Below are 13,433 nucleotides of genomic sequence, written 5' to 3' on the forward strand. Positions count from 1 at the left end.
ACTTTCGGGAGGTGACGCTATGGACAACTCTTTTCTGCATCGGAAGAAGCTCTTGCTTGTAGACGATGAGCCAGATTTGCTGAAAATGGTATCCGATATTTTAAGCGATGCTGGTTTTGAAACGGTACTTACTGCCGCAACGGTAAAAGAGGCTATAATAACGGCAGAAAAAGAAAAACCCGACTTGATGGTTTTGGATGTCATGCTGCCAGATGGGGACGGCTTTTCCCTGATGAAGCAGCTCCGCACTTTTACAAATGTGCCAATCATCTTTCTGACCGCAAAAGACAAAGCAGCAGACAAGTTGGCCGGTCTTGGCCTTGGAGCAGACGATTATATTTCAAAGCCGTTTATGCCGCAGGAGCTATTACTGCGTGTCTATGCGGTTTTGCGCCGAACTTATAAAGAGGACAGCCCGCGGGTTTTCCTGGATGGATGTACGATTGATTTTAGCCGGGCAGAGGTCAACAAGGGCGGCGAGATTATCCCCCTGACCGCAAAAGAGCATACCCTGCTGGAAACGCTGGCCCGCAACGAGGGAAAGATCGTTACGGTTGACGCTCTTTGTGAAGCATTATGGGGCGACAATCCTTTCGGCTATGAAAATAGCCTGAATGCCCATGTACGGCGGATTCGGGAAAAAATTGAAGCCGATCCCTCAAAGCCCGTTTCCCTGATTACGATCAAGGGGCTGGGTTATAAACTGATTACAAGGAAGTGACGCCATGAAATCTTTTGGAACCTATATTTCAAAGCACTTGGCGTCTTTCGCTGCATTTCTTTTGATCCTGGTAATTGTCAATGTCGTTCTGTATGGCGTGACTTTCTATCACACAGTTTCAGAGGATTACGGAGAAGCGTCCCCGCGCGCCATGCTTGAGCTGACCTCTACTGCGGCTACCACAGAAGGTTTGCCCGATTACGCAGAGCAGAAATTGCGCCAGTACAATATCTGGGCCATGTATCTAACGTCAACGGGCGAATGCTTCTGGCGGCTCGATGTGCCACAAGAAGTGCCGCAACATTACAGCATTCAAGAGGTAGCTTTATTTTCCAAAGGCTATCTGGAGGATTATCCTGTTTTTGTCTGGAGTACAGAGGATGGATTGTTAGTTTTAGGGTATCCAAAGAATAGCTATATGAAGCTCACCAGCAACTACTATTCCATGGAGACTATTCAGAAAATTCCCCTCTATGTGATAGGAATGTTGGGCATGGATGTGCTGTGCCTGTTTTTGGCCTACTATTTTTCAAAACGCAGGATCATCCAGAACACGGAACCGATTGTAGATGCCATTGAAACATTGGCCGATGGCAAACCCGTTTCTCTCCATATTGATAGAGAGTTATCCGAAATTGCGAACAGCGTAAATAAAGCCTCTCTGATATTAAGCAGGCAAAACGAAGCCAGAGCCAACTGGATCAGCGGGGTCTCTCATGACATCCGAACTCCGCTTTCTATGATTATGGGCTATGCAGACCGGATCGCCGCAGACAAAACAGCCAGTGAGGGGGTAAAAGAGCAGGCTGTGATCGTGCAAAAGCAAAGCGCCAAAATCAAAGAACTCGTGCAGGATTTGAATTTAGTATCGCAGTTGGAATATGAGATGCAGCCGCTTCATAAAGAGATGGTTCGCTTATCCAAACTACTGCGATCCTATGTAGCAGACCTGTTGAATACAGGAATTTCCGATAGCTACAACATCGGAATTAAGATCACTCCTGACGCCGAAAATGCTGTGTTGGAATGTGATGCCAGATTGATTTCGCGAGCTGTAAACAACCTTGTCCAGAACAGCATGAAACACAACCCACAGGGCTGTGAAGTCTGCATTTCTCTTACAGCATCGCAAAACCATCTTATCTTGGCGGTTACGGATAACGGAATGGGTCTGCCTGCTGAAAAGCTGCAAGAGCTGGAAGAAAAACCGCATTATATGGAAAGCACAGATGGACGGCTTGATTTAAGACATGGGCTTGGATTGCTGATTGTCCAACAAGTCGCCATAGCTCATAACGGCACTTTCAAACTTACTAATGTTTTCCCGAAAGGGTGTGAAGCCACTTTAATATTCCCGTATATCGGATAAACAGGCAAGTACAAATCTATAAGAAAACGCCAGATGCAGAGGTGCTACGCCCCTGGATCTGGCGTTTTCTTAATAAGCGCACTTCAAATCGGTATAACCTTCTTATTAACACTGACAAAAAACAGGCTCATCAAATGAAATTTTATCAAAAATATTTTACAAGCTGCTTTAATCCACGGCGGATACTGTCTCGGACACGGCTTGGGTCTACACCTTCTACTTCGGCAATTTCGTTTACCGCCATTCCCAGATAGTATCGGGCATAAATGCGCTTTGCCTGTTTCTCCGGCAGCTTCATCACAGCGGCATAGACCTGCTCCTGAAACTGTTTTTCCTCCAGAAGCATCTCCGGTGTTTGCGGCTTCAATAGCACCGCATTTTCAATGCCATTCTCGCAATCCAGAGAATACTGTGCTTTATAACGATACATCTTTCGCTCATACGCAGCCTCCGCACGTTCAGCTGCTCGAATAGTCTCCATTACTTCCTCTGTCACATCTACAAAAAAGTCTGTTGTATAAACATCAGGATAAAGTTCCCGAAGGTTAATTTTCTTCATTATGTACCTCCATTTCGATTCACGGGTGATTGACGGGTGAATCGAATGGAGGCGGAGACCGACACCGGCAGACAACCGGGTCATCTCCGAAAAAATGGCAACAAAAAACGCCAGATTTCCGTGAGGGAAAACTGGCGCGCCAAGAACAGTCATTATTATACTGAATTACATGGAACGATAATGCCGATGCAATGTTATACTTGCCCGGAGGAGGAGCAATGCTTTTTTTAACTGATGTAGATCATGTGAGCTTTGAAAAAGCAAACGAGACACGGCAAAATAACCTCCAATCGGCTACCGTGTCCCTGCAAGTCGTCATAGGATTGTGTAAACGCAAAGAAACGGCGGCTCTGAAATCAAAGCCGCCGTTTCAAATGGGCGTGTCAAATTGTCTGCTGTACGACGGCTTTTTTTCTTTTGCCGTCGTCCGGCAGAATGTTATTCAATATTTAATTCAATGCTTCCTGTGAAACTCTCGCATTCAATGCCGACATAATTTCCGCCATCAGGAAGTGTAATTGTGTCACTATAAGTTCCGGTTGTTTCAATCAAAGTGACTGCTTTATCAGATCCAGAAATCCAAAATACTTTTGCAGTACCTTCCGTAACCTCCAAAGTGCAGTCAATAGACAGCTCCTTACCGGCTTCTCTTTTTATGGAAGTTCCTCCGAACAAATACTCTGTATCTGAAAAATCCTCATAATCAGCCGTATAAGTTCCCGTATAATCATCGATTCCTTTTTCTTTTGTTCCTTCCAAAGATGACTTTCCTGTAAGCTCTATGGCTCCAGCCGACTGAACGATATTATTATAATGATCAAGAATTTCATCTTTTGAACAGCCAGAAAGCATAAAACTTCCTAAAAAAACGAATGTTAATACTAAAGCACTTTTCTTCATACAATCATCACCAGCCTTTCTTTGGAGCTACCTTTTTGGCCTTTTTCTTTGTTTGGGTTGCTTCTCGTTCTTTCATGCACAAAATCAAGATGGCAGAAATAACGACAGCAAGCGCAAGACTGCAAGAACAGGTTCCGATATTCCAGTTGACTGCGGTATCATAGCTGCGGTAGCCTACCATTCCAAGACTTGCGGTAATCGGATAAAGGTTTGCTAATGTCATATTTCCTGCGGCAAACATCCCTCCATATCCATAGACAAAAGCAATGATTACACCGACTAAAAAGCTACCTGTCCTCCGACAAGTAAGAGCGATAATCGGCAGAACCGCAAGATATAAAAAGAAATTAACCGCAGTAATCTGCAAGGCTGCTTTTAGAGCTAAGGAAATCTCAAAGCCTGGAAATCCCACAATCATTTCCGCTATGATTGTAAACAAGCTGCATATCAGCCCGAAAATAATAGACAATACGCCGCACACAATCAATTTTCCGGTCAGCAGCTTCTTAAAAGAAATCGGCACAGTCAGAATATTTTTCAGTGTGTCATCCGTCTGCTCACGAGAAATCATATATCCAGCAATTAGGCTGATACACATCGGAAAAATCATGGACATATTGTTTTTGATGACCTGTTCTGTAAGATAGGCGAAATCCCAAACGGAACCATCATTCGCCATAGAGGTAAACAAGGTCAGCAGGACGGATAGGAGCATGAGTGCAACGCCCGCCCAAAGAATATGATACCTTTTCAATTTATAAAATTCTGTTTTTACAATGCGAACCATTTTTATTCCCCCCTCTGCTTATATAATCTGTCAATCAGTAAGAACGAAACCAATGCCATGATTCCAAGAATGAATACAACTTGAAATGTTGAAGGAATTAGCCCTGTCATTTGCTCCAAGTCCATTTTTATTCCATGAGCCGCCATATCTCCCGCACTCCAAAATGTAGTCAGTGGCGTGGGCAGAAGCCATAACATGGTTTTAGGCAGTGTGTCAAACAATGCCGTAGCACTCATGTTCAGAACGCTGTAAAAGACACACAGCAAAATGGAAAAAACATAGGTCTTACTGAAAAAGACAACAAGGACAATCAACGGGAGTGTTCCTGCTGTAATGAAGATCCCCGTTTCAACCGCCAAAAACAGTTTATAACCAATTCCATAAACTTCTAATGTTCCAATTCCGCAAAGAATTGTTGCAATAGTAGAAGCCACGCAAAAAACAATTCCAAAGATAAAAAGGACAATGATCTTTGCAAGTACCATTTGCGTGCTGGTTACTGGAATTGTACGCAAATTTTTGAATGTATCGTTGTCGCGTTCCATAAAAAACAGGATAGCGGCAATCACTCCGATAATGCAGGGCAGTAAAAACTGGATACCATATCCCAACACCATGTTAAATAGTCCATCGAAAGCATCTGCCCGATCCGTATATCGCTCCATCATAGAGGGCGTTGTCATCAGATAAGTCAGCGGGATTGGAAACAGGAACGCAGCCAGAATAATCAGCGGAATAAATTTCTTCCGTTTCAATTTCAAAAATTCGCATTTGATTAGTTTAAGCAATTCCTTCGCCCCCTGTCACACGCTTGAAGTAATCTTCAAGACTTTCTTCACAGGTATGTGCTTCTGATACCTCCAATCCGTTTTCTACAAAAGCAGTTACAATTTTCCCCACAGGCAGCTCCATATTGCGTAGACGCAGATTGTGGTCGTCTTGTATGGAAAAATGGGTTTCATGGAAATTGCGTTCCAAAATTCTTGCCGCCTGTGCAGTATCAGAGATCGTAAACCGGATATGTTTACTGCTTTTTTGCTCCAACTCAGCAAGGCTTTCTTCTTCCAGCAATGCACCGTGGTCAATAATTCCAATATTGTCAGCCAGCAAGGAAATCTCCGAAAGAATATGACTGGAAATTAAAATGGTTTTTCCTCTTGTGTCGCAAAGCTCACGGATAAAGGATCGCACTTCTGCAATACCGATGGGATCGAGACCGTTGATCGGCTCATCCAAAATCAAAAGCTCCGGATCGTGCATGACTGCAAGGGCAATCGCCAACCGCTGCTTCATGCCAAGAGAGTATTGCGAAAACAGCTTTTTATCCTTGTAAGGTAGCCCGACCAAATCCAGAGCGTCTTTGATGGCATGATTGTTTGGTACTCCACGCAGGGTAGCAAAGATACGCAGGTTCTCCGTACCGGTCAGATTGGGATAAAAACCAGGGGACTCAATCAAACTGCCAATGCGGGGCAGCAACTTCTTTTCATTTCCTTGCAAAGACTTTCCCCAGATTTTGACCTCACCGGAAGTAGGCTTCGTTAAACCCAACAGCATTTTCATAGTTGTGGTTTTTCCGGCTCCGTTTCTACCCAACAGACCATAAATTCTCCCACGCTTGACATGGATATTTAAGTCAGCCACACTCTTTTGTGAGCCGTATTGCTTTATCAGATTTTTTGTTTCAATGATATAATTTGTATCCATATTCAAAACCTCCTGTTCTGTAAGGTATTCTATCATGCCAACCTTGCATTAACCTTGCCGCAACCTTGCATTAACCTTGCAATTTGAAATCCAGTAAAATGACAAAGGCTCCCGCCATAAAGACGGGAACCCGCTTAACTCTCCAAAGGAAAAAGCAACATAAATTCAGTTCCTTTTCCCGGCAAACTTTCAACTGTTATACTTCCACCCATCTTTTCTACAAGCTGATGGACAATAGAAAGACCAAGTCCGCTGCCTTTTTCAGAGCGTCCTTTATCACACTTATAAAGCCGTTCAAATATGTGTTTCAAATCTTCTTTCTCAATTCCCACTCCATTATCCGCCAGCAGCAGCTCCATGCTGTTTTCCTTCTTCGATAGGGAGATTTTAATTTTGTCCGCATGGCTATGAGCGATGACATTTTGAATGAGATTATTGATGATTCTCATATAGCTGTCTATATCCAATCTTACCCGGACAGGCTGTTCGGAAATATCAATGTCATAATCAACCTGTTTATCCTCAAAAATCGGTATCCAGTCAATCAGGATATTCCTTGTAAACTCTGCGGCCTCAATGCTCTGAATTTCCAAAGCAAACTCGTTGGAATTTAACTTGAACCAGTCAAAAAGCACATCAATATATTCTTTCAGATCGTGGGCTTTCCGGCGAGCAGTTTCAATATAATCATCCCGGTCTTTTCCCGTGACAATACCTTTGTGTGCAGCATCAAGATACCCGATCAGAGTGGTAAGAGGCGTCCGAACATCGTGAGAAAGGCTCGTCATAAGCTGGCGGTTGGTTTCTTCCGTCTGTCGCACAGCAGAAAGCCTGCTTTCATAAGCCACAACGATCTCATTGATTTCATATGCAAGAGGGGCTGTTAGTTCATTTGTTGCAGACAAAATACGCCGATTGCCATTTCCATTTTTCACATCAACCAATGCATCGGTCATTTCTGCTATTTGTTTTTTTATACGCCGAACGAGAACGATGGAAGTCAATACAGCCACAACAGCAATCACAATGGACAAGAATACGATGATTTCCATGCTGACTACACCTCCTTGTTAAAGCGATAACCGATCCCTTTGACAGTTTGGATGTACTTTGGACTGGAGGGGTTGACTTCTAATTTTTTACGAAGCCGACTGATAATCGCCATAATGTTACTGTCATCATAGAAATATTCTTCACCCCATACTTCTTCATAAATCTGCTGCTTTGTTAAAATCCTTCCTTGATTTTTTACACAATAGAGCAGCAAATCAAATTCCTTTGGTGGAAGTTCAAAAGTGCCGTTTCCCGTAGTAACGGAACGATTTTCAAGGTCAATTTGTAATCCATCAAAATTCAGCTTTTGCATCGTTCCGGCTTGCTGATTAAAGCGAGTGTAACGGCGAATGAGGGACACAATACGGGCAATCAGCTCATCCATATCAAACGGCTTTGTCAGATAATCGTCCGCTCCGGCCCGTAACCCCCGCACCTTAGAAATGCTGTCATTTTTGGATGTGAACATTAAAATTGGCAAACTATGCTCTTTGCGGATTTCTTCCAGTGTTTCAAACCCATCCATACCGGGCATCATCACATCCAGTATTACAAGCTGATATTCCTGCTCTTTTAATTTCTGCAAGCCCTCTTTTCCGGTATTACAAAAATCGGCTGCTATATTTTCCGTTTGTACGCTGCGCTTAATTAAGGCACACAGTTCTCTGTCATCATCTATAATCAAAATTCTATTCATGGTACAATTCTCTCCCTTGTTTTGTCCGACCATCCACAGGTTTTTATGCTGATTTTGGTATCAGCCAAACCATTCCCATCTTTACAGGTCCTGGAATACGTCCACCAGAGCAAAAATAATTTATCCAACGAGGTGTTACTCCCCATTTTGCACTAGCTTCTTTTAATATCATATAATCCATATCCATTCCTCCGAATATTATTATAATTCGTTCTTTCGAATAATACAATCATATGCCTTCTACATTGGCACATCCTTCGGGAGTGCATGAAAGGATACCTAGCAAACACTTCCTATGTCATGACACAGACGAAATTTCCCACACTTTCCTAACGTCTGTACAATTAAATTTCCATAGGAAAGTCTTCCTGGCATTCTTCTGATTTTCTTTAATTTTCCGCTAGAATATCTTGACTTTTCACGCCGTCTGTATCATTAGTTAAATTTTTTCATGTATCTTGTGAATATCTCTTGGGTGTTAAAAAGGAAAAATAAGCAGTGATCTGGAATATTTTCACAGACCACTGCTTAAATTTTTATTAAAGCGATAACCAACTCCCCACACTGTCTGTATGTACATTGGTTTACTTGGATTATCTTCTATTTTCTCACGTAGGTTACGGATATGACTCATAACAATATTATAATCGCCAAAATATGGTTCTTTCCAGACACAATCGTAAATCTGCTCTATACTGAACACTATTCCGGCATTTTGTGCTAATAGCAATAAGATTTCAAATTCTGTATAAGTCAATTCAATTTCAGTTTCACCATGGATCACTACTCGCCTATATTTGTCTATACTTAGTCCCTCAAAGCATAGGTTTTTATTTTCAACAATGTCTTGTTTGAAAATTTTTGTTTTTTCATCTACGCATGATAATATCTGATGTGTTCCTTTTTTCTTTAAGTAAAAGCTGTTTAACTGAATCATAATAAAAAACGGGAGGATTATAAAAATGAAGGCACATAAATATTGGTCACTCGGTGCATTGGCAGCCATGGTTGGAACCTTTTGCACTGGCTATAAAAATATGAAATCCGCTCATAAGTATTTTGCTGGGAGTGCTCTGCTCTGCATGATTATGACTATATATTCTAGACATAAAATGATTTCTAGCAAGTCTAAAAAAAGGAAAGACCCTGTTTCCACTGAAGAATAGTAATCCTGTGTGGGAAAGGGAGACTCTGATAGTTTCCCTTTTTCCACCTTTACTTAACACATATCTATATCTATCCCAAGTCTACAACCACCTTGACATATTTTCATTTGTCTGCAACTGGAGCATTTTACTTTTCTTTGTTCTCTGAAAGCAACAAATTTATCTCCCCGCCATATTTCTCTTAATGTTTTAGAATTCATTGATTCGGATATATTTTTATCCCATATACCAAATGAACACGGATAACAATTCATTTGACTGTCTATGTACATTGAAAAAGTGGCGGCCTCACAAGCATCTATGCTAACTGCTGGTACTGTATCTCCCCATCGCAATAATGCGGGTGTAAAACATGTATCAAATCCAACTCTGTACGGATGTTTAACCTTTGTTGCAAGAGATATAAATCTTTCAATTCGAGAATCCGTATTTTTTAATACCTTTTCTATAATACCATTCCCCACAGGCTTGTACAAAATAAATATAACTGCATTCACTCCTTTAGGAAATGAATCCATCTCCAATCTTGTGATTGCTTCATTAATAGTATCTTTCGATACCACATAATGAATATTTGTAGTACAGCCACTTTTCACCAATCGTTCTACAGCATCTATTGTTTCCTGATTACTTTCTTTTCCATCCATGAAACGTGAATACCAGGACACTGCAACGGCACCACAATATTGCTTTATCAAACCAACTTCATTATCTGTTATAAGAAAACCACTTGTTGTCATATTCGGAATAATTCGATATGCTCTACATGATTTCAGTATATCCTCAATTTGTGGATGTTTATTAGGATCTCCAGCCCCACCTAATGCAATTTGGAAAGTTTTACCTGCTGCTTGTTTTACAATTTCCATAAAATTCTCATATGACATATGTGGAGCATATGTTGTAAAACCTTTTTGGTAACAATCAATCCCAGCGTTCCTACAATATTGTCCACCATTGCAATGTCCCATGATTCCCACATCAAGCAATTCAGGAAACGATCTCATTACTGGATCAACGCCATTGATATCACTGCGAAATAAGGTTCCATTTTCTTCGTTAAAAATTTCAAAAAAACCAAACACTTCATCTTTATAAATAATCATCTTTACCACACGCAAGCTCTACCATTAAGATAGAAATCCTTGTCCTCTATTTCAAAACTATCAGTAGTAAAAAACTGTGTTATAGGCGAATCATCGCTACTTGTATATCCCCAATAAGCATGATACCCCTTGTTTTTAACAAACAATCTTGCAGATTTCTCTCCGAAAACTTTTTTTATTGATTCATAATCCGGTATTTCATAGTTGTGATATCTTAAACCTCCATCTAAAGCATATATTATGCTTCTGCATAATTCTCGGCCTTGTTTTTCAAGCATACCATCCTTTATAAAACCTAATTTTTCAAACAAATACTCTTCTGTTAATTCCTCTTTCGATATAATAAGGAAATTAGTAGAAGAACTATTCGTAATAAATCCCATCCTGATCTTCATCTTCCAATCCTCCTACCGCTTTTGAAAAAGCTTTTTTAAAACTTTCATCATAATTAAGTGTTTCTATATTTCTTTCAACTGAACAACGTGAACACTCTTTCATAGAATAATTTCCTTCAGCCAATTTTTTAGCATCATCTAATTCAATATTAAAATGTTCTTCTATGAACTTTTCTACAGAGCAAAATTCTTTCCGATAGTACTTTCTATATTCTTTTTTTAAATTTATCGCTCCTTGAAAATAATAATCATAAACTCTGGAAATCATATTTCCGGCAAACGTATTTTTCTTTACTCCCAGCGTTTTCATTACTCGCCTTTTACACGGTACATCTTTATGCTTAAAAAATATTCTTCCATTTATCTTATAACACGATGTTTCATTCATAATCTTTTACCTCTAAACCACAGGCTATCCTCATTTCTAAAATCATATCATTTTGTACTTTATCATGTGTAGGCAAATTGTAGAAAAAATCTTCAAGTTCTTCCTGCTTATCTTTATCATGTAATTTAAAGCACAATAAAAATAATTCAGCTATTTTTTGAATCTGTAATTTTCGTTCTGAATCTGATAGTTCATTATAATATTTGATGAAATCTTCTGGAATAAACCTGTCATCCATATTATTACGTGCACTAATCGTGTGAAATGTATTAAGTATGGCATCTTTATTTTTCAATCCAAATAAGATCCCTAAATATATATCTAAATTATATATTCCTCCATAAAGTGTTCCATCTAACATTGTATCAAAAAACATTCCACCATCTTCATATGGATCTTTTCTTAAACAGTCTTGAATATACGTAATTTCAAAATCAGTCAATTCGAGACCAGATGTTAAGATAATCCTTAATCCTAGATTTTGAAATTCTTCCCTGTAACGCATACTCCAATATGACTTTCTTTCTCCACCTTCCGGAATACGGTATAAATCAAGAATTGAATTGCACATTTTTTCTGTCTGCTCTAATTTTGAAACCAGTTCATCCGTTTTAAAAAAGACATAGCAATAATGAATAACTCCCTCTGCACAAGATGCACCTGATGCTTTTAATTGTTTTAATTTTTCGATAACGGATTCTCCATCCACATAATATGCCGATACATTATTTAATAAAATTTGCCGTGCTAAACAATAATCTCTCATTTCATCAAAAACAAAATACACGACTTCCTTTTCATTTCTTGCAATTGTACCTTCATGAAAAACCAATTTTTTACTGAGAAGAATGCCACTATTTACTGTCTTCCGTATATCACCGGAAGTAATTCCTGCCTTTTCCAAGTCAGTTATACTGATTTCATCATAATTATCACTGTGTATCATGAAATCAGTCACTGTATCGAGCATAGTTTCAAGATATTCTCTGTTATTTTGTTTTAGTTTTTCAATATACTGTGCAAATATTTCATGCTTTCGAATGGAAAACACATCTGCATTGCTATCCTTATTAACTTCGAAAAATATTCGTAGTAAAAGTAATTGCTCACTAAGTACACTTTTCACAGCAGGGGAGATATTTCCACTATAATTAAAATGATTACTATATGTCTTAATGATACGATTAATCGCTGTAGATGTATAATGTTGCTCCTTTAAATCAAACTCAAATGCTGGTATATTAACTTTTTCTACAAGATATTTCCTAAAACGTTCTTTATAGTATTCGTTTCTACAAGATACAACTATCTTCACTCTACTATAGTCGGAAATTTTATTGATAAATGTGCTAATCCGGTTTCCAAATCCATCACTGTCATTTTCATTAATAGCATCAACAATTATAAATAGAAGCTTATTCTGAACAGTTAACAGTAAGTTTACCAAATGAAGATAAATTTCTTTATGCTTCTTATATAAACCTGAAATTCCCAATTCATCGAATACAAAATCTAAAATATCCCCCTCAATCTCTCTAGCATTCAAAAATATTGTTGTTTGCTTAAGATTAACTAAAAGTTCACTAATACTACATAACAAATTTGTCTTTCCATTTCCAGCACTGCCAGTAAGTATAAGATACTTTCCATTAGCACCTCTACTATATTGTAGCAAACTTCTTAGCATTTCGTTATATGGATGCTGTATTATTTCAAAAAGAATCTGCGATTCTTTATAATCTTGTTTAAATTCTATATCTGAGTTTTGAAAATTATTATGAAATTCATATGCCGAATTTACCGACTCTAAAATTTCCTTTGGCGATGCCATTATGTTAAGATGAAAACACACATTTTGATTGTCACAGGCTTTTTTTAAAATCTCTCCATATGAATTATCATATACATAGTTAAAGTTTTTAATCAGCCTCTTTCTCCACTTCTTACCATATACAAAATATCGTAATACTTCTTTACTATTATTAAGTTCCACAAAAATGCCCGGAATATATTTTCCGTCATGAATCAATTTCTTAATCTGTTCATCGGTATACTTATTTGCTTTTTTTCGTATTAAAAAAAGAGATGTCATAAGTGCCAAAATCAAAACCCCTAGTGTAACAAGCCACCATAAATTTTGTATTGTATCACTAAAACTACTAAGTAAATCAATTATCATTGAAAAAGATACACCTTCTGTACACTCATTTTCCATTGCAGAAGTCATACTTTGAGTTGATATAAGATCCTGTTCTTTCTCGTTTTCTATTATAGTTTTCCCTTCGGATGCCCCAACTACTTCTTCAGTCTCCTGCTCCTCAACATTCTTCTTTTGTATTGTTGCTTGTTCCTGTTTTCCTTCTATATTTGCAGCTTCTGATATTGGAGAAAAACCTATAACGAGCAATGTAAACACTAATACTAAAAACATAATTTCCTTTATTTTTTTCATAAGTGCTTCCTCTCTGACACAACATGATATTTTTTCATGCTCTCGAAATTTCAGGGCTACTCCTGTACTACATACCCAACCTTTCATATATATTCTCTCATTTAACATCCCCCATTTTTACTGTATCTACTAA

At 38.8% G+C, this 13,433-nt stretch carries 17 protein-coding genes; 4 read left to right on the forward strand and 13 right to left on the reverse strand.

Annotated features, from left to right (window positions below):
* Positions 1–19 precede the first annotated feature (19 nt).
* The gene (locus CCC70_RS15925; RefSeq protein WP_287085231.1) at positions 20–721 is read left to right on the forward strand and encodes a response regulator transcription factor; all 702 of its coding nucleotides are present in this window, start codon (positions 20–22) and stop codon (positions 719–721) included.
* Between the two features lie 4 nt (positions 722–725).
* On the forward strand, positions 726–2,090 hold the full coding sequence (locus tag CCC70_RS15930) for a sensor histidine kinase (protein ID WP_270400979.1): 1,365 nt from the start codon (positions 726–728) through the stop codon (positions 2,088–2,090).
* Between the two features lie 145 nt (positions 2,091–2,235).
* Here the strand turns inward: CCC70_RS15930 and CCC70_RS15935 are convergent, their stop codons facing one another.
* Entirely contained in the window at positions 2,236–2,649 is a 414-nt protein-coding gene (locus tag CCC70_RS15935) for a sigma factor-like helix-turn-helix DNA-binding protein (protein WP_055054171.1), read from the reverse strand.
* A 218-nt stretch (positions 2,650–2,867) separates the two neighbouring features.
* On the opposite strand from CCC70_RS15935, the gene CCC70_RS15940 reads away from it, so the two are divergent.
* Complete coding sequence (locus CCC70_RS15940; RefSeq protein ID WP_138344404.1) at positions 2,868–3,119, forward strand: hypothetical protein; 252 nt, start codon at positions 2,868–2,870, stop codon at positions 3,117–3,119.
* On the opposite strand, the gene CCC70_RS15945 is transcribed toward CCC70_RS15940, so the two are convergent.
* From CCC70_RS15945 to CCC70_RS15980, 8 genes are all read right to left on the reverse strand, one after another.
* On the reverse strand, positions 3,088–3,549 hold the full coding sequence (locus CCC70_RS15945; protein WP_287085232.1) for a hypothetical protein: 462 nt from the start codon (positions 3,547–3,549) through the stop codon (positions 3,088–3,090). The genes CCC70_RS15940 and CCC70_RS15945 overlap by 32 nt on opposite strands.
* Positions 3,550–3,556: 7 nt before the next feature.
* Positions 3,557–4,336 carry an ABC transporter permease gene (locus CCC70_RS15950; protein WP_270400982.1) on the reverse strand — a complete coding sequence of 260 codons (780 nt, stop codon included), beginning with the start codon at positions 4,334–4,336 and terminating at the stop codon, positions 3,557–3,559.
* A gap of 2 nt (positions 4,337–4,338) precedes the next feature.
* A complete protein-coding gene (locus tag CCC70_RS15955) occupies positions 4,339–5,124 on the reverse strand; it encodes an ABC transporter permease (protein ID WP_055303121.1) in 786 nt (261 codons plus the stop codon).
* Positions 5,117–6,043, reverse strand: a complete 927-nt coding sequence (locus CCC70_RS15960) for an ABC transporter ATP-binding protein (protein WP_287085233.1) — start codon at positions 6,041–6,043, stop codon at positions 5,117–5,119. Before CCC70_RS15960 ends, CCC70_RS15955 begins: the two co-directional genes overlap by 8 nt.
* Positions 6,044–6,177: 134 nt before the next feature.
* Positions 6,178–7,095, reverse strand: coding sequence for a sensor histidine kinase (locus CCC70_RS15965; RefSeq protein ID WP_117638879.1), 918 nt, complete (start codon positions 7,093–7,095; stop codon positions 6,178–6,180).
* Positions 7,096–7,100: 5 nt separating this feature from the next.
* A complete protein-coding gene (locus CCC70_RS15970; RefSeq protein WP_110102441.1) occupies positions 7,101–7,793 on the reverse strand; it encodes a response regulator transcription factor in 693 nt (230 codons plus the stop codon).
* Positions 7,794–7,836: 43 nt separating this feature from the next.
* The gene (locus tag CCC70_RS15975) at positions 7,837–7,974 is read right to left on the reverse strand and encodes a DNA-binding protein (RefSeq protein ID WP_080633534.1); all 138 of its coding nucleotides are present in this window, start codon (positions 7,972–7,974) and stop codon (positions 7,837–7,839) included.
* A 333-nt stretch (positions 7,975–8,307) separates the two neighbouring features.
* Complete coding sequence (locus tag CCC70_RS15980) at positions 8,308–8,799, reverse strand: winged helix-turn-helix domain-containing protein (RefSeq protein WP_330577244.1); 492 nt, start codon at positions 8,797–8,799, stop codon at positions 8,308–8,310.
* On the opposite strand from CCC70_RS15980, the gene CCC70_RS15985 reads away from it, so the two are divergent.
* Positions 8,798–8,959, forward strand: coding sequence for a DUF6219 family protein (locus tag CCC70_RS15985; protein ID WP_330577247.1), 162 nt, complete (start codon positions 8,798–8,800; stop codon positions 8,957–8,959). The two genes, CCC70_RS15980 and CCC70_RS15985, sit on opposite strands and share 2 nt — an antisense overlap.
* 53 nt (positions 8,960–9,012) lie before the next feature.
* On the opposite strand, the gene CCC70_RS15990 is transcribed toward CCC70_RS15985, so the two are convergent.
* From CCC70_RS15990 to CCC70_RS16005, 4 genes are all read right to left on the reverse strand, one after another.
* Positions 9,013–10,065 carry a radical SAM/SPASM domain-containing protein gene (locus CCC70_RS15990; protein ID WP_118331030.1) on the reverse strand — a complete coding sequence of 351 codons (1,053 nt, stop codon included), beginning with the start codon at positions 10,063–10,065 and terminating at the stop codon, positions 9,013–9,015.
* 2 nt (positions 10,066–10,067) lie between these two features.
* Positions 10,068–10,460 (reverse strand): hypothetical protein, encoded by a 393-nt coding sequence (locus CCC70_RS15995; RefSeq protein ID WP_118001178.1) that lies wholly within the window; start codon positions 10,458–10,460, stop codon positions 10,068–10,070.
* Positions 10,429–10,770 (reverse strand): hypothetical protein, encoded by a 342-nt coding sequence (locus tag CCC70_RS16000; RefSeq protein WP_147421676.1) that lies wholly within the window; start codon positions 10,768–10,770, stop codon positions 10,429–10,431. Before CCC70_RS16000 ends, CCC70_RS15995 begins: the two co-directional genes overlap by 32 nt.
* A 70-nt stretch (positions 10,771–10,840) precedes the next feature.
* Positions 10,841–13,387 (reverse strand): NACHT domain-containing protein, encoded by a 2,547-nt coding sequence (locus tag CCC70_RS16005; RefSeq protein ID WP_171030308.1) that lies wholly within the window; start codon positions 13,385–13,387, stop codon positions 10,841–10,843.
* Positions 13,388–13,433 lie beyond the last annotated feature (46 nt).

This window comes from Blautia sp. LMAG:89 (genome assembly GCF_008679485.1).
In the GTDB taxonomy this organism is placed as follows: Bacteria; Bacillota; Clostridia; order Lachnospirales; family Lachnospiraceae; genus Blautia_A; species Blautia_A fusiformis.

Coding starts and splice junctions, on each gene's coding strand:
- CCC70_RS15935 (WP_055054171.1), bottom strand. CDS start 2,649: ATGAAGAAAATTAACCTTCGGGAACTTTATCCTGATGTTTATACAACA.
- CCC70_RS15930 (WP_270400979.1), top strand. CDS start 726: ATGAAATCTTTTGGAACCTATATTTCAAAGCACTTGGCGTCTTTCGCT.
- CCC70_RS15985 (WP_330577247.1), top strand. CDS start 8,798: ATGGTTGGAACCTTTTGCACTGGCTATAAAAATATGAAATCCGCTCAT.
- CCC70_RS15950 (WP_270400982.1), bottom strand. CDS start 4,336: ATGGTTCGCATTGTAAAAACAGAATTTTATAAATTGAAAAGGTATCAT.
- CCC70_RS15940 (WP_138344404.1), top strand. CDS start 2,868: ATGCTTTTTTTAACTGATGTAGATCATGTGAGCTTTGAAAAAGCAAAC.
- CCC70_RS15960 (WP_287085233.1), bottom strand. CDS start 6,043: ATGGATACAAATTATATCATTGAAACAAAAAATCTGATAAAGCAATAC.
- CCC70_RS16000 (WP_147421676.1), bottom strand. CDS start 10,770: ATGAAAACGCTGGGAGTAAAGAAAAATACGTTTGCCGGAAATATGATT.
- CCC70_RS15925 (WP_287085231.1), top strand. CDS start 20: ATGGACAACTCTTTTCTGCATCGGAAGAAGCTCTTGCTTGTAGACGAT.
- CCC70_RS16005 (WP_171030308.1), bottom strand. CDS start 13,387: ATGAAAGGTTGGGTATGTAGTACAGGAGTAGCCCTGAAATTTCGAGAG.
- CCC70_RS15970 (WP_110102441.1), bottom strand. CDS start 7,793: ATGAATAGAATTTTGATTATAGATGATGACAGAGAACTGTGTGCCTTA.
- CCC70_RS15980 (WP_330577244.1), bottom strand. CDS start 8,799: ATGGCTGCCAATGCACCGAGTGACCAATATTTATGTGCCTTCATTTTT.
- CCC70_RS15945 (WP_287085232.1), bottom strand. CDS start 3,549: ATGAAGAAAAGTGCTTTAGTATTAACATTCGTTTTTTTAGGAAGTTTT.
- CCC70_RS15990 (WP_118331030.1), bottom strand. CDS start 10,065: ATGATTATTTATAAAGATGAAGTGTTTGGTTTTTTTGAAATTTTTAAC.
- CCC70_RS15995 (WP_118001178.1), bottom strand. CDS start 10,460: ATGAAGATCAGGATGGGATTTATTACGAATAGTTCTTCTACTAATTTC.
- CCC70_RS15975 (WP_080633534.1), bottom strand. CDS start 7,974: ATGGATTATATGATATTAAAAGAAGCTAGTGCAAAATGGGGAGTAACA.
- CCC70_RS15965 (WP_117638879.1), bottom strand. CDS start 7,095: ATGGAAATCATCGTATTCTTGTCCATTGTGATTGCTGTTGTGGCTGTA.